At 69.2% G+C, this 17,516-nt stretch carries 19 protein-coding genes; 6 read left to right on the top strand and 13 right to left on the bottom strand.

Features of this window, described 5'->3' with window-relative positions:
• Positions 1–41 precede the first annotated feature (41 nt).
• Positions 42–1,457: a PepSY-associated TM helix domain-containing protein gene (locus tag HMPREF2581_RS02105; protein ID WP_003092750.1), complete on the top strand. Its 1,416-nt coding sequence runs from the start codon at positions 42–44 to the stop codon at positions 1,455–1,457.
• Positions 1,458–1,474: 17 nt separating this feature from the next.
• Here the strand turns inward: HMPREF2581_RS02105 and HMPREF2581_RS02100 are convergent, their stop codons facing one another.
• Both HMPREF2581_RS02100 and HMPREF2581_RS02095 read right to left on the bottom strand, forming a co-directional pair.
• On the bottom strand, positions 1,475–1,870 hold the full coding sequence (locus HMPREF2581_RS02100; RefSeq protein ID WP_003092748.1) for a DUF4345 domain-containing protein: 396 nt from the start codon (positions 1,868–1,870) through the stop codon (positions 1,475–1,477).
• An 85-nt stretch (positions 1,871–1,955) separates the two neighbouring features.
• Positions 1,956–2,804 (bottom strand): M23 family metallopeptidase, encoded by an 849-nt coding sequence (locus HMPREF2581_RS02095; protein WP_003092745.1) that lies wholly within the window; start codon positions 2,802–2,804, stop codon positions 1,956–1,958.
• 171 nt (positions 2,805–2,975) lie between these two features.
• Here HMPREF2581_RS02095 and HMPREF2581_RS02090 point away from each other — a divergent pair, with 171 nt between their 5' ends.
• The 3 genes from HMPREF2581_RS02090 (at position 2,976) to HMPREF2581_RS02080 (ending at position 4,599) form a co-directional block, all read left to right on the top strand.
• The gene (locus tag HMPREF2581_RS02090; protein WP_003137865.1) at positions 2,976–3,365 is read left to right on the top strand and encodes a DUF2946 family protein; all 390 of its coding nucleotides are present in this window, start codon (positions 2,976–2,978) and stop codon (positions 3,363–3,365) included.
• A 128-nt stretch (positions 3,366–3,493) separates the two neighbouring features.
• On the top strand, positions 3,494–3,970 hold the full coding sequence (locus HMPREF2581_RS02085) for a copper chaperone PCu(A)C (RefSeq protein WP_003109794.1): 477 nt from the start codon (positions 3,494–3,496) through the stop codon (positions 3,968–3,970).
• Positions 3,971–4,026: 56 nt separating this feature from the next.
• On the top strand, positions 4,027–4,599 hold the full coding sequence (locus tag HMPREF2581_RS02080; protein ID WP_003092738.1) for a putative natural product biosynthesis protein: 573 nt from the start codon (positions 4,027–4,029) through the stop codon (positions 4,597–4,599).
• A 34-nt stretch (positions 4,600–4,633) separates the two neighbouring features.
• Here the strand turns inward: HMPREF2581_RS02080 and HMPREF2581_RS02075 are convergent, their stop codons facing one another.
• The gene (locus HMPREF2581_RS02075) at positions 4,634–5,263 is read right to left on the bottom strand and encodes a cysteine hydrolase family protein (RefSeq protein ID WP_003137868.1); all 630 of its coding nucleotides are present in this window, start codon (positions 5,261–5,263) and stop codon (positions 4,634–4,636) included.
• Positions 5,264–5,383: 120 nt separating this feature from the next.
• Here HMPREF2581_RS02075 and HMPREF2581_RS02070 point away from each other — a divergent pair, with 120 nt between their 5' ends.
• On the top strand, positions 5,384–6,337 hold the full coding sequence (locus HMPREF2581_RS02070) for a GlxA family transcriptional regulator (RefSeq protein ID WP_003137870.1): 954 nt from the start codon (positions 5,384–5,386) through the stop codon (positions 6,335–6,337).
• On the opposite strand, the gene HMPREF2581_RS02065 is transcribed toward HMPREF2581_RS02070, so the two are convergent.
• The 7 genes from HMPREF2581_RS02065 to HMPREF2581_RS02035 all read right to left on the bottom strand — a co-directional run bounded on the left by HMPREF2581_RS02065 (position 6,334) and on the right by HMPREF2581_RS02035 (position 13,402).
• Positions 6,334–7,095 carry a M15 family metallopeptidase gene (locus tag HMPREF2581_RS02065; RefSeq protein ID WP_016254291.1) on the bottom strand — a complete coding sequence of 254 codons (762 nt, stop codon included), beginning with the start codon at positions 7,093–7,095 and terminating at the stop codon, positions 6,334–6,336. The genes HMPREF2581_RS02070 and HMPREF2581_RS02065 overlap by 4 nt on opposite strands.
• A 4-nt stretch (positions 7,096–7,099) precedes the next feature.
• Positions 7,100–8,380 (bottom strand): TRAP transporter large permease, encoded by a 1,281-nt coding sequence (locus HMPREF2581_RS02060; protein ID WP_003092733.1) that lies wholly within the window; start codon positions 8,378–8,380, stop codon positions 7,100–7,102.
• Positions 8,377–8,871: a TRAP transporter small permease gene (locus HMPREF2581_RS02055; protein WP_003092732.1), complete on the bottom strand. Its 495-nt coding sequence runs from the start codon at positions 8,869–8,871 to the stop codon at positions 8,377–8,379. The genes HMPREF2581_RS02060 and HMPREF2581_RS02055 overlap by 4 nt, the downstream gene beginning before the upstream one ends.
• Positions 8,872–8,943: 72 nt before the next feature.
• Positions 8,944–9,984 carry a TRAP transporter substrate-binding protein gene (gene dctP / locus HMPREF2581_RS02050; RefSeq protein ID WP_003092730.1) on the bottom strand — a complete coding sequence of 347 codons (1,041 nt, stop codon included), beginning with the start codon at positions 9,982–9,984 and terminating at the stop codon, positions 8,944–8,946.
• Positions 9,985–10,135: 151 nt separating this feature from the next.
• Positions 10,136–11,071, bottom strand: a complete 936-nt coding sequence (locus HMPREF2581_RS02045; RefSeq protein WP_003092728.1) for a LysR family transcriptional regulator — start codon at positions 11,069–11,071, stop codon at positions 10,136–10,138.
• Positions 11,072–11,077: 6 nt separating this feature from the next.
• Entirely contained in the window at positions 11,078–12,457 is a 1,380-nt protein-coding gene (gene xseA, locus HMPREF2581_RS02040) for an exodeoxyribonuclease VII large subunit (RefSeq protein ID WP_003137871.1), read from the bottom strand.
• Between the two features lie 36 nt (positions 12,458–12,493).
• Positions 12,494–13,402, bottom strand: coding sequence for a LysR family transcriptional regulator (locus HMPREF2581_RS02035; RefSeq protein WP_003137872.1), 909 nt, complete (start codon positions 13,400–13,402; stop codon positions 12,494–12,496).
• Between the two features lie 107 nt (positions 13,403–13,509).
• On the opposite strand from HMPREF2581_RS02035, the gene HMPREF2581_RS02030 reads away from it, so the two are divergent.
• A complete protein-coding gene (locus HMPREF2581_RS02030; protein WP_003137873.1) occupies positions 13,510–14,292 on the top strand; it encodes a sulfite exporter TauE/SafE family protein in 783 nt (260 codons plus the stop codon).
• Here the strand turns inward: HMPREF2581_RS02030 and HMPREF2581_RS02025 are convergent.
• Genes HMPREF2581_RS02025 through HMPREF2581_RS02015 form a run of 3 tightly spaced genes read right to left on the bottom strand, consistent with a single transcriptional unit; the run spans position 14,277 to position 17,515 of the window.
• Complete coding sequence (locus HMPREF2581_RS02025) at positions 14,277–15,419, bottom strand: class II histone deacetylase (protein WP_003137874.1); 1,143 nt, start codon at positions 15,417–15,419, stop codon at positions 14,277–14,279. The two genes, HMPREF2581_RS02030 and HMPREF2581_RS02025, sit on opposite strands and share 16 nt — an antisense overlap.
• Before the next feature lie 29 nt (positions 15,420–15,448).
• Positions 15,449–16,606, bottom strand: coding sequence for an MFS transporter (locus HMPREF2581_RS02020; RefSeq protein ID WP_003137875.1), 1,158 nt, complete (start codon positions 16,604–16,606; stop codon positions 15,449–15,451).
• Positions 16,607–16,618: 12 nt separating this feature from the next.
• Positions 16,619–17,515: a transporter gene (locus tag HMPREF2581_RS02015; protein ID WP_003137876.1), complete on the bottom strand. Its 897-nt coding sequence runs from the start codon at positions 17,513–17,515 to the stop codon at positions 16,619–16,621.
• Position 17,516: the final 1 nt, after the last annotated feature.

Raw genomic sequence — 17,516 nt, 5'->3', positions numbered from 1 at the left:
CGGGGCCCGCCTTGCCTACGTGCGCTCCGATGAGGTGATCCATGCAATCGAACGAAAAGAACGGCCGTGACTTCTACGCGCTGGCCTGGCGCTGGCATTTCTACGCCGGCCTGTTCGTCGCGCCCTTCATGATCCTGCTGGCGCTGACCGGAATCGTCTACCTGTTCAAGCCGCAACTGGATGCGCTGCTCTATCCGCAACTGCTGCGGGTCGAAGCCGGTGCGCAGATGCGCAGCGCCGACCAGTTGCTCGCCGGGGTGCGCCAGGCGCACCCGCAGGCCGCCGTCAGCCAGTACCTGCCGCCGAGCGAGGCGGGGCGCAGCGCGCAATTCGTGATTGGCGAAGAGGGCAGGCAATGGAACCTCTTCGTCGATCCCTACAGCGGACGCGAACTCGGCCGCCAGGATGCGCAACTGAATCTCCAGGCGGTGGCCCGGGCACTGCATGGCGAGCTGATGGTCGGGACCGTCGGCGACCGGCTGATCGAGCTGGCCGCCGGCTGGGGCATCGTCCTGGTGGTCTCCGGTCTCTATCTGTGGTGGCCGCGCGGGCGGGCGGCGAGCGCGCTGTTCTGGCCGCGCCTGCACCTGCGCGGACGACCGCTGTGGCGCGATTTACATGTGGTCGCCGGGTTCTGGGGCAGCCTGCTGTTGCTGTTCATGCTGCTCAGCGGGATGACCTGGACCGGCTACTGGGGCAAGCAGTTCGCCGATGTCTGGAACCGCTTCCCGGCGGCGATGTGGAACGATGTGCCGACCTCCGACATGCAGGCCGGTAGCCTCAACAGCGCGTCGCGCCAGCAGGTGCCCTGGCCGCTGGAGAACACTCCGCTGCCGCGCTCGCAGCCGCCGGCGGCCGACGCCCATGCCGAGCATCGCGGGCATTCCGCCCAGGCCGGGCACGCGATGCCGATGGACATGCCGATGCCGGCGGGCATCCCTCTGCAAAGGGTGGTGGATATCGCCCGCGAGCGCGGCGTGGCGGCGGGCTACGGGATCGCCCTGCCGAGCGGGATGGAGGGGGTCTACACGATTTCCGTGTTCCCCGACGATCCGCGCCACGACGCCACCCTGCACATCGACCAGTACAGCGGCAAGGTTCTCGCCGACGTGCGTTGGCAGGACTACAACGCGGTGGCGAGGAGCGTGCAGATGGGCGTCGTGCTGCACGAAGGCAAGCTCTTCGGCCTGGGCAATCAGTTGCTGATGCTCGCGGTCTGCCTGGCGATCCTGCTCAGCTCGGCGAGCGGCCTGTGGATCTGGTGGAAGCGCAAGCCGGCCGGACGCCTTGGCGTGCCGCCGCTGCGCCACGAGCTGCCGCGCTGGAAGACCGGCATCGCCATCATGCTGGCGCTGGGCGTGGCCTTCCCGTTGGTGGGGGCCTCGCTCCTGCTGGTCTGGGCGCTGGACTGGCTGGTGCTGTCGCGGCTGCCGGCGGTTCGCCGGGTCCTGGCTTGAGACCTGCTGTCCGGCGCTCAGTCGAGGTCGAGCTGGCGGGTCTTCCAGAGTGCCGCCAGCAACAGCACGCAGAGCAGCGCCTCGGCGCCGAGCCAGAGGAAGGTGGTTAGCGCCGGCGAGGCGTCGATCAGCACACCGTAGAGACGCGCCGCGCCGCCGCTGGCGATCACCGCCAGGGCGGCGAGCAGGCCGAGCACCAGGTAGCGGGGGCGCAGGGCGGCATAGCCGAGCAGCAGGCCGATGCCGAAGCTGGTGCCGCCGTAGCTGGCGCGCAGGTCGGTGAGGGCGGCGGGGGTGAGCGGTTCGCCGCTGGTGAGCAGGGAGGCGAGCGGGCCGGGGAAGAAGACGAAGCCCAGGCCGAGGACCACGAACAGTGCCGAGCACAGCCAGAGCAGGCGAAGCGGGTGAGTCATGCGGTGTCTCCCTTGGTCATGAAAGGGGCGCATCGACGCGCCCCCTGTTCCTTCTGACCTCAGCCGGCGCCGCGTTGCTCACTTCTCAGGGCTGGAAGGCACCGATGAAGATCGCCGGGTCGACCCGCGCGTCGTTCAGGCTGACGTTCCAGTGCATGTGCGGTCCGGTGGCCCTGCCGGTGGCGCCGACCTTGCCGAGTACGCCGCCGCGCGGCACCTGCTGGCCGAGCTTCACGTCGATCTTCGACAGGTGGCAGAACATGCTGATGAAGCCCTGGCCATGGTCGACGAACACCGTCTTGCCATTGAAGAAGTAGTCGCCGATGAGGATCACCTTGCCGGCCGCCGGCGCCTTGATCGGCGTACCGGCCGGTACCGCGAAGTCTAGACCGGAATGCGGGTTGCGCTCTTCGCCGTTGAAGAAGCGGCGCAGGCCGAAGGGGCTGGAGAGCGGACCGTCGACCGGCTTGTCGAGCATCAGGTTGCTGGGCAGGCCGGGACTGAAGCGGCGGTAGGCGGCGGTCTGCTCGGCGAGTTCGCGCTCGATGCGCTTGAGGTCTTCCGGCAGCGGATTGACCTGGCGCTTGTTCTTCAGGGTGATGCGCTGCTCGCGGTAGTGCTTGCTGCCGACGCTGAAGCGTTCCTCGTGGTTGCCGGTCGCCGCCCGCACTTCCAGCTTCTGCGGGCCGGGCTTGGTGCTCAGCGGGATGCCGACCACGGCGATCCAGCGGCGGCCTTCCTCGCGCACCACCAGCACCGGCTTGCCCTGGTAGAAGGCCCGCGGCGGCGGGCCTTCCTCGCCGAGGTCGACCACCGCCACCCCGCCGGGCACCGGCTTGTTCAGCAGGCGCATGATGAAGCTGTCGGCTTGGGCGGGCAGGGCGCAGAAAGCGGCGAGCAACAGCGTGGAAACGAAGGCTAGGGTGCGGGGCATCGGCTTCTCGACTCGTCGGGCGTCAAAGCCGTCTATGCTGGCGGAAGAGCGCGGCGGGGGAAAGCCCGCAAGGGTTGCAAACGTTTTCACCTGCGGCACTCTGTCGCGCCTGGCGTTTTTACTTTTGCCCCGCGCTCAGGCATAAAGGGCCCATTCTCCGGAGAACCGACGATGCCCCTGTCACGGCGCCCCGTGGCCTGGCTGGCCAGCCTGGCCGTGCTGATGAACCTGTTCGTGGTGCCGCTTTCGCAGGCGCTGACGACGCAGGAGCGCGCCTCGTTGCTGCTCGGCGGCTTCTGCAGCACCTCGTCCGATTCGCTGCTGCGCCTGAAGCTGAGCGCCGCGCTCAAGGACATCGATCTTCCCGACGACCACGAGAGCCTGGCCCCGCACCTCTGCTGCTGCGCCGGCGCCGCCGGCACGCCCGGACTGGTCGCCTCCTGGCCGGCATTGCCGCTGGCGCCGCTGGCCGGCCCGGCCCGTAACGCCTTCTCCGCCACCGACCTGCCTCCCCTGCGCTATTGGCGCCTCGCCAATCCGCGCGCCTCTCCTGTCGCCTGACTCCTCCCCCGCGCCTTCGACAACCTGGACCTTCGGGTCGGGGCAGGTCGCGGCGCAATACCCTAGCTTCCCCATGGAATCGCCGGTCCGACGGAAAAAGACCGGTCATACGCTACTGGAGAGTCACCATGCGCACATCCTTCTTCGCTGCCGCGGCCCTGCTGGCCGTTTCCGCTTTCGCCCAGGCCCACGAGTACAGCGCCGGCCAACTGCACATCGAGCATCCCTGGGCGCTGGCCCTGCCGCCGACCTCGCCGAACGGCGCGGCCTACTTCGTGGTGCAGAACCACGGCAAGGAAAACGACACCCTGCTTGGCGCCGACACGCCGCGCGCGGCTTCCGCCGAGGTGCACGAGCATGTGCACAAGAACGGCATGATGAGCATGCAGAAAGTCGACAGCGTCGACGTCGCACCAGGCAAGGACCTGCGCTTCGCTCCCGGCGGCTACCACCTGATGCTGATGGGCCTGAAGCAGCCACTGGTGGCCGGCGAGCGCTTCCCGCTGACGCTGCATTTCCGCAAGGCCGGCGACGTGCCGGTGGAAATCGTCGTCGAGTCCAAGGCGCCGGCCGAACAGGGCGGGCACGAGCAGCACGGCCACTGAGCGCCGTGTCGAGCAGGGGCGCCCGGCGCCCCGCCTTTGCGTGCGAGGTTCAGAGCATGAACAGCAACAGATATCCCTTGCCGGCGCAGACCGGCCTGGTGGTGGCTCCCGGCCTGCCGCCGAAGAACTCCACCCTGCGTCCGGACCAGCTCAACAAGCGCCTGAGCAGCGCCTGGCACCATCTCTACGACCTTTGCCCGGAACTGCTGAAGATCGATCCGCCGGATGGCCTGACCATCCTCCGCGGTTTCCTGCAATGGGCGGCCGAGCAGAAGGCCGCCTGGAACTGGGCGATGCACCTGCGCCTGTACTGCTGGCTGTTGCAGTCGCCGTTCGGCGCCAAGGTGACCGACGAGCATCTGGAGGTGCTGATGGACGCCTCCGCCGCGCGTTGGACGGTGGACGACACCAGCGCCAACCGCGGCATCCTCCTGGCCAGCCAGGGCGGTGCGCACATCACCCAGGACTGGAAGGCGCCGCAGGCCGGCGCCGGCACGCGCGTGCCGCTGGAGCGCCTGGACCTGCCGGCGCCGAACTGGACATTCGCCTATTGCGCGGTGCCTGACCCGCGGCTGCGCGAGTTTCCGGGCTGGAAGCCGTTGCCGGCGCGTGGCTCGCTGGTCGGTTGAGCGCTCGCCGCCCCGCGTACGGGGCGGCGTCGTTTCAGCGGTTGGCCAGGGCCCGCTGGTTGGAGTCGTAGATGTTGTCGCGTTCCGGAACGTGCCGGCCGGCGAGGCTTTCCAGCCATTCCTCGGTGCTGAGCACGGCGGCGAAGGAGGACTGCAGGACGATGCCGAAGATCCGGTGGATCTCTTCCGCGCTGGCCTGGCCGGCGCGGTTGCGGTAGGGCACCGAGCCGCTGGCGTCGTGCAGGTATTCCACTTGCCAGCCTTCGTGGATCGCCTGGCGGATGGTCGAGTCGTCGCAGTGCTGGGTCATGTAGCCGACCACGGCGAGGGTGTCGATGTCGCGTTCGCGCAGCCAGTCGGCCAGCCCGGTGCCGACGAAGGAACTGGCCAGTTGCTTTTCCACCTTGCGCTGGTAGGGCCGCGAGGCGACCACCTCGTGCAGCTCGGCCTGCCGGCTGCCGCGCGCGAACAACGGCGAGTCCGCCGGCGCCAGGTGCTGCACCACGACGATCGGGATGCCCGCCGCGTAGGCGGCATCCATGGCGGCGCCGATACGTTCCAGCGACGATTGGATGGCGGGAAATTCGATACGCAGGTTGCCGCTGACGTATTCGTTCTGTACGTCGATGACCAGCAAGGCGCGTTTGGGTTGACGTGTGGACATGGCGTTTCCTCCTGAGTGGGTGAGTCGGATTCTGGTCCCGGTGCGGCGTAGCGAGTGAGTGGCCTGAGAGACAACTTTCGCTAGAATCGGGCCAACCCGCTCATACCCACCGAGGTGCGCATGTCCCGCCAGTCCGTGGCCGTGGTGGCCTTCGACCGCATCAGTCCGTTCCACCTGTCGGTGCCCTGCCTGGTGTTCGGCCAGGAGTGCTACGACCCTTGCGCGCAGGCCTTCGACCTGCGTGTCTGCGCCGCCGAGCCGGGCCGGCTGCGAACCACGGTGGGGTTCACCATCGAGGCCGAGGCCGGGCTGGAAGCGCTGGCCGAGGCGCAGACCGTGATCGTGCCGAGCTGGCGCGATCCACACGAGCGTCCGCCACAAGCGCTGCTGGATGCGTTGATCGCGGCCCGTGCACGCGGTGCGCAACTGGTGGGCTTGTGCCTGGGGGCCTTCGTGCTGGCCGAGGCCGGGTTGCTCGACGGTCGCCGCGCCACCACCCACTGGATGTGGGCGGAGGATTTCGCTGGGCGCTTCCCTGCGGTGCGGGTGGAGCCCGACGTGCTGTACATCGAGGACGACGGCCTGCTGACCTCGGCAGGCACCGTCGCCGGCATCGACTGCTGTCTGCACCTGGTCCGCCAGCGGCTCGGTGCGCAGACTACCAATCACCTGGCCCGGCGCCTGGTGGTGGCGCCGCATCGACAGGGCGGCCAGGCCCAGTTCATCGAGCAGCCGCTGCCGGACAGTGCCCAGGACGGCCGTCTCGGCGAGCTGCTGGTGTGGCTGCGGCAGAACCTCGACCAGGCGCACAGCCTGGACAGCCTGGCACAGCGGGTGCTGATGAGCCGGCGGACCTTCACCCGGCATTTCCGCCAGCTCACCGGCACCACCGTCAGCCAGTGGCTGCAGGCCGAACGCCTGGCCCTGGCCCAGCGCCTGCTGGAAACCACCGAGCATTCGGTGCAGGCGATCGCCGGGCTGGCCGGCTTCGGTTCGGCGGTGTCGTTGCGCCAGCAGTTCTCCGCCGCGTTCGGCCTGCCGCCGCTGGGCTACCGGCGCGCCTTCGCCTCCTAGTCCGCCGGGGGGCGCTTCTGCAACTGCTGGCGCCAGAGCGCGTCCATCGCCTGCAACTGTACCGGGCCGAACAGCGCCTGCGTCGCGCCGGTGTGCCAGGCCCAGAGCTGGTCGCCGAAATCGTAGTGCCACCATTCGCTGGGCAGGTTGCTGAAACCGGCGTCGAGCATCGCGTGATAGAGCAGGCGACGGTGATCGCGGACGCGTCGCTGGCGCGCGTCGGGCTCCGCCAGGCGTTCGAAGTAGGCGGTGTAGGAGGCCGGCACGGCTTCGTCGAAGGCGCTGCCCATGTCCAGCCAGCGGCCCTGGGCGTCGCACAGGGTGACGTCCACCGCGCCGCCGGTGAGATGCGGGCTGGGCGCCTCGCGGCTGCTGCTCGGCGGCGAGACGAACTGGCGGGTGAGCCGTTCCAGCTCGGCTTCGCCGGCCCGTGGGTAGTGCGCGGCCAGGGCGCTGGACAGGCTGTCGTAGAGATACTGCTGCACGGCGAACGGCCGCCAGGCGTCCAGCACCACCAGGCGCACGCCGCCGGGGAGGGCGGCGGCGACCCGCAGGAGACGCTCGAAGACCTCGCCGCGAGCGTGGCACTCCGGGATCGCGTGAGGAATGCCGAGCTTGTGGTAGGCCGGCCAGACGCTGAAGTCACGGCTCAGCCCGAGCGCCTCCAGCGGCGTGCCGGCATCGACGATGGGGATGCCGGCCACGGCGTGCCAGTCGGGCTCCGGGAGAACGGGGATGGCTTGGGTGAAGTCGGTCATGGTGTCAATTGAGCAGGCGTGGCAGCCACAGGGTCAGGGAGGGGAACAGGATCAGCAGCGAGAGTACCCCCAGGGCCAGCAGGATGAACGGCCAGATACCCTTGAACATTTCCAGGATATCGAGGCGGCTGATGGTCGCCACGATGAACAGGCAGGCGCCCATTGGTGGGGTGATCAGGGCGATGGTGATGTTCAGGGTGAAGATCAGCCCCAGGTGCACCGGATCCACGCCGGCGGCCAGCGCCACCGGAGCGACTATCGGTGTCAGCAGCATCAGTACCGAGACCTCCTCCATGAGCATGCCGCAGACGAAGATCACCGCACTGATGATGAACAGCATCAGGGTCGGCGAGTGGCCGAACGGCTCCAGCAACTGGGCGAACTCGCTGGCGACCTGGGCGTAGTTGAGCAACCAGTTGACCACCGAGGCGGCGGCGATGATCACGTAGATGCTGGCGGTCAGGCGTACCGTCTCGCGCAGCGAGTTCCACAGCCCGACCAGGCTCAGTTGGCGCTGGAGCAGGCCGACCAGCGCCACGTAGAGGGCGATCAGGGCGCCCGACTCGGTGGGCGTGACCAGGCCCAGGACGATTCCGGCGACGATGATCACCGGCGCGATCAGCGCGGTCAGGGCGCCGGACAGTGCCGCCAGGATCTCGCCCCAGGCCGGTGCCGCATGGCGCGCCTGCAGCCCGTTGCGGTAGGCGTACACCGCGTTCAGCAGCATGAAGGCGGCGGCCAGCAGCAGGCCGGGAATCACCCCGGCGAGGAACAGCTCGCCCACCGAGGTGTTGGTCAGCGAGGAGTAGAGGATCATGAAGATGCTCGGCGGGATGATCGGACCGATCAGCGAGCTGCCCGCGGTCAGCCCGGCGGCGAAGCGCCGCGAGTAGCCTTCCTTTTCCATGGCCGGCACCAGCAGGGTGCTGAGTGCCGAAGCGTCGGCCGCGGCGGACCCGTTGACCCCGGCGAAGAACACCCCGGCGACCACGTTGACGTGGCCGAGGCCGCCGCGGAAGTGGCCGACCAGGGCGTTGGCCAGGCGCATCAGGCGCGGGGTCATGCCGGAATGGTTCATCAGGTTGCCGGCCAGCACGAACAGCGGGATCGCCATCAGCGAGAAGATGTCCATGCCGCCGAAGAAGCGCTGCGGCAGGGTGTTGGCGAACAGCGCCGGGTCGACGAAGAGGAACCCCACCAGCGCGGTGAGCAGCAGGCAGAGGAACAGCGGCAGGCCGAGCAGGAGGTTGACCACGAAGGCCGCGATCATGGCGATGGCCATCATGCCTGCGTCCCTCCCTCGACGGTGGTGCTGGCCGGCTGCCGCGGCCAGGGCCCCTGGAGCAACAGCATGAGGGTCAGCAGGCCGAAGCCGAGCGGCAGGCTGAGCAACGGCCAGGTGCGGCTGACGCCCAGGCCGAGGCTGCGGAAGCGCCCGGCGTTCAGCGCGTAGCGGGTGCTGACCCAGGCAGCGAAGGCGAAGAAGGCCAGCGCCAGCAGCCACTGGTAGAGCCTGAGGACCTGCGCCAGGCGCGGCGGCAGGCGTTGTTCCAGCAGATTGACGCGCATGTGCCCGCCTTCCATCCATACCGCGCCGAGCGCCAGCATTACTGCGCCGATGATGAGGTAGCGGGCCAGTTCGTCCATCCAGATCGGCGAGCTGCCGAGCAGGTAGCGGGCGAACACGCCGTAGATGAGCAGGACCAGGTCGAGCAGCAACAGCAGCGTGGCGAGGTTCAGCAACGCGGCGCGCATGCCCTTGAGCAATGACGGCATGGGAGGTACTCCGGAAGTCGGACAGGCGCGCCCGACCGACGGCAGCGGCCGTCGGGGGGCAACGCGCGAAGGTCAGGGGGCGGTGGCGAGACCGGCGTCGCGGAAGGCCATCTCGGTCCAGCGCGGCTCGATGTCCTGGGTCTTCAGCCAGGCCAGGTAGGACGGCTGGCCTTTCTCGCGGAAGGCGGCGAGGTCATCGGCGGACGGCTGGATGATCTGCATGCCCTTTTCCTTGAGGAACGCCAGGTCGTGCTCCTGCTGGGCGGCGACCGCCTCGCGGTTCAGCCGGGTGGCTTCGGCGGCGGCGTCGAGCAGGGCCTGGCGCGCCTTCGCCGGGAGGCTGGCGAGCAGATCGCCGTTGGCCACCAGGAACTGGTCGGAGTACTGGATGTTGGCCAGGGTCAGGTACTTCTGCACCTGGTAGAGGCTGCCGAGGATGATGTAGGAGGTCGGGTTCATCTGGCCGTCGGCGACGCCGGTGCGCAGGCCCATGTACAACTCGGTCCAGGGGATCGGCGTGCCGGAGGCGCCGAAGGCTTCGTAGAGCGCCACCTGGCTGGGATCCATGGCGCGGAAGCGCAGGCCCTGGAAGTCCGCCGGGCCGTGGATCGGCTTCTTGCCGTTGGTGAAGTTGAGGAAGCCGCCTTCCTCGACCACCGCCAGCAGCTCGGTGCCGGTGCGCTCGCGGAAGGCCTCGCGGGCGGCCTTCCAGTAGCTGCCGCTATCGAAGAAGGCATGGGCCGCAGCGGCGTCCTTGAACATGAAGGGCGTGGCGCTGACGTAGATCTCCGGGAACAGCGGGGCGATCCCGGCGAACGAGGCGATGTTCAGGCCGGGGCCGGTCATCACCTGTTCCATGCGCTGCTCCTCTTCGCCGAGCATGCTGTTGGGGTAGAGCTTGAACTGCAGCTCGCCGCCGCTCTTTTCCTCGGCCAGGCGCTTGAGGTTGCTGGCGAACAGGTGCACCAGGTTCTTCTCGCTGTCGGCGGCGCCGTTATAGCTCAGGTTGAGGGTGGTGGCGGCCTGGGCGAGGCTGCCGCCCAGGCCCAGGGCGGCGGCCAGCAGTCCGGCGGCGAAGCGGCGGGCGAGGCCGCGGCGCGGATTCGTGTGCATGTTGTTTTCCTTATGGCAGTCCGAACGGTCGAGGGATCGGCGGCACTTCTTGTCGGGGCGCGGGGCCGGGTGCTCGCACGAAAGCGAAGCAACGCTAGCCGTTGTCTCGTTGACTATTCAAGTCCGGACGTGATGCGAAAAAGACAACGCCTCAGCGCTGCGAGAGCCCGGGCGCGTCGCCACTGAAGAAGCGCATGCCACGGCGCAGGTGTTCCAGGCAGGCGATCGCCGCCACGGTCAGCTCGCGGCCCTTGTGGCTGACGATCCGCGCGCGGGCGTCGCGCAGCGCCGGGTGGGCCAGCGGCAGGCAACGGATATGCCCGGCCTCGATCTCGTGGCTGACCGTCAACTCCGGCATGAAGGCCACGCCGATGCCGGACTTGACGAAATTGGTCAGCACCGCCACCGAGTTGGTGCGCAGCTTCGGCCTTAGCTCGATGCGCTCCAGTTGGGCGGCGATCACCGCCAGTTGGCCCATGCCGGTGCTGTTGTGGATCAACGCCAGCGACTCGTTGCGCAGCGCGCGCATCGGCACCGCGCCGCGGTGTCCGGCGAGGGCATGGTTGGCGGGGATGATCAGGTCGAGGGGCTGGCGGGTGTCGACGTGCACGTCCAGTTCGCCGTCCTCGACCGGGGCGTAGACCAGGGCCAGGTCGACGGCGTCTTCCTTGACCAGCGCCACGCCTTCGTTGGCCCCGGCCATGCGGACCTCCAGCTCGATGCCGGGGTAGCGCAGGATGAAGCTCTGCAATGGCTGGGAGATCAGGTCGGCGATGAAGCCCTCGCCGACCGCCAGGCGCACCTTGCCCTGGCGCAGCCCCTGCAGGGCCGACAGACGCGACAGCACGCCCTCTTCGTTGGCCCGTTGCTGGCGGTAGTGCGCCACCAGCAGCTCGCCGGCCTCGGTAGGCGCCACGCCTTGCGGGGTGCGTTGCAGGAGGCGCACGCCGAGATGTTCCTCCAGGCTGGCGAGCTGCCGGCTGATGGCAGAGGGGTCGATGTTCAGGTGCTGGGCGGCGCGGCGAAGAGAGCCGTGGTGGATCACCTCGTTGAGGTAGGCCAGGGCCCGTTGGCTGAGGCGGATCATCGCGGCTCAGTCCAGCAGCGACAGGGTCACCGGCGTCCGGTGGTTGTCCTCGACCCGCACCTCCAGTTCGCCTTCCGCGAGGCGCGCCTTCAGGCGCTGTCCCGGCTGGGTCTGGCCGGCATCGCGGATCGCCCGGCCACGCTCGTCGAGGAGGATGCTGTAGCCGCGGCCCAGGGTCGCCAGCGGGCTGACCACGTTGAGCGTCTGCGCCAGTCCTTCGAGGTGCTGACGACGATCCTTCAGTACCTCGCGGGCGGCGCGCGGCAGGCGCGCGGCGAGGCTGTCGAGCTTCTGCCGGAGCAGCGCCAGGGTGCGGCCCGGATGCTGTGCGGCGAGACGCGTCTCCAGGCGGACCAGGCGTTCGTGGCGGACCGCCAGATGGCGCTCGAAGGCACGGCGCAGGCGCATGTCCAGGTCGTCCAGGCGCTGCGCCTGCTGGCGCAGGCGTTCTCCGGGATGGCGCAGGCGGCGGGCGACGCCTTCCAGGCGCAGGCGTTCGCGCAGCAACTGGTCGCGCATGCGCAGCACCAGGCGCCGGCGCAGGCCGTCGAGACGCTGCTGCAGGTCGCCGGCGTTGGGCGCCAGCAGTTCGGCGGCGGCCGAAGGCGTCGGGGCGCGCACGTCGGCGACGAAGTCGCTGATCGATACGTCGGTCTCGTGGCCGACCGCGCTGACGATCGGCGTGGCGCAGGCCGCCACGGCGCGCGCCACCGCTTCTTCGTTGAAGCACCAGAGGTCTTCCAGGGAACCGCCGCCCCGGGCCAGGATCAGCGCGTCGAAGCCTTGCCGGTCGGCCAGTTGCAGCGCGCGGACGATCTGCGCGACGGCCTCGCGGCCCTGCACTGCGGTGGGCACCAGGGTCAGCTCGACCTGCGGTGCGCGGCGGCGAAACACGCTGATGATGTCGCGGATCACCGCCCCGCTGGGCGAACTGACGATACCGATGCGGCGCGGATGGGCGGGCAGCGGACGCTTGCGTTCGCTGGCGAACAGGCCTTCGCCGGCGAGTTTTTCCTTCAATGCCTCGAAGGCCAGGCGCAGGGCGCCGTCGCCGGCCGGCTCGACGGTATCGGCGATCAACTGGTAGTCGCCGCGTCCCTCGAACAGCGAGATCTTCCCGCGCACCTTTACCGCCAGCCCGTCGCGCAAGGCCTGGCGTACGCGCAGGGCGTTCTGCCGGAACAGCGCGCAGCGGATCTGCGCGTTGCTGTCCTTGAGGGTGAAGTAGACATGGCCGGAGGCCGGCCGGGCGAGGTTGGACAGCTCGCCCTCGACCCAGACCTGCGGGAACACGTCTTCCAGCAGCAGGCGGGCGCGCTGGTTCAGTTGGCTGACGGTCAGCACCTCGCGATCGAGGCCGAGCCGTTGGAAGGGATCGTTACGCATGGGCGGCATGATAAGGCGGCGCACCGGGATGTGCGATCAATCCTTGGCTTCGTTCGGCAGATTCTCCAGGAAATATTCGACGAAGCCTTCCACCAGGGGGCTATCGTCGCGTCGCCAGGCCAGCGCCACCTCGCTGTATGCCTCGGCCTCGGCCAGAGACATGAAGCGCACGGCGGGCGGTGCGATGGCGCGCATCGAGGCGGGCACCAGGGCGACGCCGAAGCCGGCCTCGATCAGTTGCAACTGGCTGGTCTTGCGCGACAGCGCGCGCGCCGGGCGTGGGTAGAAACCGGCGCCGAGGCAGAGTTCGGCGGCGCGATAGCTGAGGCCGCCGCGTTGCAGGTGGGGAATGGAGACGAAGGTTTCTCCGGCCAGGGCGGCCAGGGCCACGGGGGCTTCACGGCGGGCCAGCGGATGGTCGGCGGCGAGAGCCAGGAGCAACGGCTCGCGGTACAGGGCGCGCAGGTGCAGCCGGGGATGCTGGCGCAGCACCGGCAGGCGCAGCAGGCCAAGGTCCAGGCGTCCTTCGGCGAGATCGGCGAGTTGCTGCTCGGAGGATTGCTGGGTCAGTTCCAGGCGGACGCCGCTCTGCGCCGCGAGGTAGCCGCGCAGCGCCGCTTGCAGGCCGCCCACCAGCGGCACCGAGCTGGAGTGCCCCAGGCGCAGCAGGCCATGGCCGCCTTCACCGACCTCGCGAGCCAGGCGCCGGGCGGCCTCCAGGTCGCCGAGCAGGCGCTGCGCGCGTGGCAGGAAGGCGCGACCGGCCGGCGTCAGCTCGACCTGGCGCGGACCGCGGCGGAGCAGTGGGGTGCCGATGCTGTCCTCCAGTTCGCGCACCTGCCGGCTGAGCGCCGACTGGGCGACGAACAGGCGTTCGGCGGCACGGCTGAAGCCGCCGGACTCGACGATTTCGACGAAGTAATGGAGTTGCCGCAAAGAGATCATCGGAAGATTCCCCATGCCTTTTCGAGATGGCTACAGGGCTCGGATTGTATTGGCTGGCGCGCCGTTGCGCTCGCTAGAGTGCGCAGGTCGTCGTTCCGGGAGTCGCCATGTCCTCGCTCGATCCGTCAGTCCTGTTCGCCGCCCTGCCGTTCAGCCTATGGCAATGGCTGCTGGTCGAACTGGCCATCGTCCTCGCCTATGTGGTGTTCGGCATCGCCGGCTTCGGCACCGCGCTGGTCGCCGGCCCGTTGCTGGCCGGGGTGCTGCCGCTGTCGCAGATCATTCCGCTGCTGGTCCTGCTGGATTTCAGCGCGTCGTTCGGCAACTGGCTGCCGGCGCGGCGGCAGATCGCCGTCACTGAACTCAAGCGTCTGCTGCCCTGCATGCTGCTGGGCTGTGCGCTCGGGGCGTACGGACTTCTGGCGCTACGCGCGGAGCTGCTGATGCTGGCCCTCGGCGTGTTCGTCAGTCTCTATGCGCTCTACGCGCTGTTCCTCCAGCCACTCGGCCAGCCGCGCTGGCGGGCGACCTGGGCGTTGCCGTTCGGTGTCTTCGGCGGGCTGTTCGGCGCGTTGTTCGGCAGCGGCGGCTTCCTCTATGCGCTGTACCTGAACGGACGCCTGGCGAGCAAGGAGCAGATGCGCGCCACCCAGAGCGCGCTGATCGGTTGTAGCACCTTCGTCCGCCTGGGGCTGTTCCTGCTCGCCGGGCTGTATGCCGCGCGCGAGCCCTGGCTGTTCGCCGCCTGCCTGCTGCCGGGCATGGCGCTGGGCCTGTGGATCGGCCGTCGGGTGACCCTGCGTCTGTCGCGTGAAGCCTTCGTCCGCCTGGTCACCTGGCTGGTGCTGTGCAGCGGCCTGGCGCTGGTCGGGCGCTACCTGGCCGCCTGAAGCGGCTGCGCCGGGCACAGGCCGAACTGTGCGGCCAGCTCTTCGAGGCGCTGGCGCTGGAAGTCGCGGAACGCCGCGTTGGGCTGCTGCAACTCGATGAAGTCGCGCAGCGGGTCGCGCACCGCGCTGCGCACGCCGCTGAGTTCTTCGATCACCGCCAGCCCGCAGAACGGCACGTAGGCTTCCGAGTAGCCGCCTTCGTGGACCACCACCAGGCGTCCGTCGGCATGCCGCTCGGCCGCGTCGCGGACCATCGCGGTCATCGCCCGGAAGCTGTCGCTGTGCAGTTGCATGCGTGCCAGCGGGTCCACCGCGTTGGCGTCGAAGCCACTGGCGACCACGATCAATTGCGGGCGGAAGCGCTCCAGCGCTGGCAACACGATGCGTTGCATGGCCTGCATGTAGGCGTCGTGACCGCCGCCGGGAAGCAGCGGCACGTTGAGGTTGAAGCCACGACCGCGATCCTCGCCGATGTCTTCGGCGCCGCTGTAGCCAGGCGGGAAGCAGCCGTCCTGATGCAGGGAAATGCTCAACACGTCGTCGCGCCGGTAGTAGATCGCCTGGGTGCCGTTACCGTGGTGCACGTCCCAGTCCAGCACCGCGACCCGCTCGACGCCGTGGCGCGCCTTGGCCGCCTCGATGGCCACGGCGATGTTGGCGAAGAAACAGAAGCCCATCGCCTGGTCCGGCAGGCAGTGGTGACCTGGCGGCCGCGACAGCGAGTAGGCGTTGTCCGCCTCGCCGGCGAGCACCACGTCCAGCGCGGCGATGGCCAGGCCGGCGGAGAGCCGGGCGATCTCGTAGCTGCCCGGGCCGATCGGCGCGTCCTGGCCGAGGCTGCCGCCGCCGGCGTCGCTCAACGCCTTGAAGCGTTCCAGATAGTGCGCCGGATGCACGCGCAGCAGGTCCTCGTCGCTCGCCGGCGGTGCGCTGCGCAGTTGCAGGCGGGCGGTCAGGCCGGACACGTCGAGCAGGCTTTTCAGCCGGCGCTTGGTTTCCGGTGATTCGGCGTGTCCGGCGGCGGCAGGCGGTTGCACCCAGCCGCCGACCGGCAGGGTCAGCGCGTGCGGGCCGGCGGCGTGCCAGAGGCAGAGTTCGTCGAAGAAGAAAGCGGTACGTCGGGTCATGGCGGGTATCCGTGGTTCGGGAAAGGGTTTCAGCGTGGCCGGCAGGCCAGGGCCAGTAGCAGCGAGAGGCCGGCCAGGCCGGCGGCGATCGGCAGCAGCGGGAGGAAACCGCCGCTGCTTTCGATGAGTCGTCCGGCCAGCGCCGGGCCGATGGCCAGCCCGCCGCCGATGACCAGGTTGGAGGCGTTCATCAGGCGGCCGGAGCGGTCCAGATCGGCGAGGCAGGCGAGGATGAACGGCAGGGCGAAGGTCCAGGTGAACTTGAACAGCAGCGCGGCCAGGGCGAAGCGCGCCAGCGGTGGCTGGCCGATCAGCAGGAGGATCGCCGCGGCCATCGCCAGGTAGCCGCCGAGCAGCATCAGGTCGCGCGGCAGGCGGTTGCCGATGAAGGAGGCGCAGGCCGCCCCGGCGATGCCCATCAGGGTGGCGACGGCGAGTACCTCGCCGCTGGCGCCGGCACCGATCCCCGCGCCTTCGGCGATGGCGCCGATGAAGGTCCAGATGCCGCTGAGGCTGATATAGAAGGTGAGCACGGCGAGGATGCCCAGCCCGACCCGCAGTCGCGAGTGAATCGCGCCGGTACTGGCGCGGGCTTCCGCTGGCGGGCTACCACTGGGGAAGGCCCGCGACAACGGCAGGGCGAGGCCCATCAGGCCGGCCAGCAACAGGTAGCAGGCGGCCAGGCCGAAGCGTTCGAACAGCGCCGGCAGCAGTGCCAGGCCGACGGCGCCGACCACCAGTTGGCCCATCACCCAGAGCCCGTAGACCCGGCTCGGGGTGGCGGTGCTGGCGGCGCTGGACAGGCAGAGGATCATCAGCGAGCCGCCGGCGAGGGCGCTGCAGAAACGCAGGGCGAGCAGCAGCGGGTAGCTGCCGGCCAACGCCGAGGCCAGGTTGGCGGCGATGAACAGCAGGCCGGCGAGCAGCGCCGCGTGGCGCCAATCGACGCGTTTCAGCCAATGGAAGGCCGGCAGCGTCGCCAGGCTCATGGCGCCCAGCTCCACCGAGAACAGGTCGCCGACCCGCGCCGGGCTCAGTTGCCACTGGGCCGCCAGTTGCGCGGCGACGGCGGGGGCGGTCATCAGGATGGTCGGGGTGATCGCGGCGAACACCACGATGGCCGCGAGCAGCGCGAGGTTGCCGGACGCCGGAGAGGCGCTGGCGAGGGTCTTGTCGGAAGCGTTCATGGCTGCGCCTCCTCAGAACACATGGACCAGGCGCAACAGGGCCTGGCTGCCATGGAACGCATTGTCGGTGGCGACGTTGCGCGAGAGACCGAGCATCAGGCTGTTGCGCCGGTCCAGCCAGTGGCCTAGCTCGAAGCCGAGTTGGGTGTAGCGCTGGTGGGTGTCGTCGAGGGTATGGCCCTGCAGCTTCAGTTCGCCGCCATCGGCGTGCACCAGCTTGAGGGCGCCGTAGGTGCTCTGGCTGAAGTCGTAGGAGGCGAAGGCCTGCAGGCGATAGAGCGGTTTCTGCTCCAGGTCGCTGCCGAAGTAGTCGTCGTTCTTCGCGTAGAACTGCGCTTCCAGGTTGGCTTCCAGCACCCAGTCGCGGCCGATGCCCTGGGTGTAGTTGTAGACGAAGGTGGCGCCCCAGCGGTTGGCGCCGGGCGAGACATCGGGGTTCTTCGCGTGGTACTCGCCCAGCGGCAGGGTGATCAGGGTCAGCAGGCCGCTGTAGCGGCGCCGTTCCGGGTCGTTGATGAAGAACAGGGTGCCGCCGACCTGGGGATCGCCGAAACCGGCCTCGCCGGTATGCCCGGCGCTGCCGGGCAGGCGCGCATCGATGTCGACGAAGGGAATGATGAACTGCGGCGTGCAGAGAGTGCCGCAGATGTCGCTGAAGAACACCTGGCGGTAGGCCACCGCGTTGGTCTTCAGTTCGGCCTTGCCGTTGCGATCGGCCGGCCCGTGGAACTCGTGGGCGCGGGTCGCCGGCAGGTAGAGCACGCCGAGCGTGGTGCCCGCCGGGGCGCCGAAGAAGTCGCGGGCGTTGAGGTCAGCGGCGCCGGCCTCGGCGCCCAGCAGGAGCTGGATGCCGAGCAGCGCGAGGGCGCTGGCGGTCGGTACGGCCATCGAGGCGGTGCGGTGGGTCATG

The organism is Pseudomonas sp. HMSC057H01 (genome assembly GCF_001836405.1).
In the GTDB taxonomy this organism is placed as follows: domain Bacteria; phylum Pseudomonadota; class Gammaproteobacteria; order Pseudomonadales; family Pseudomonadaceae; genus Pseudomonas; species Pseudomonas aeruginosa.
This window is presented reverse-complemented; position numbering and strand designations above follow the sequence as displayed.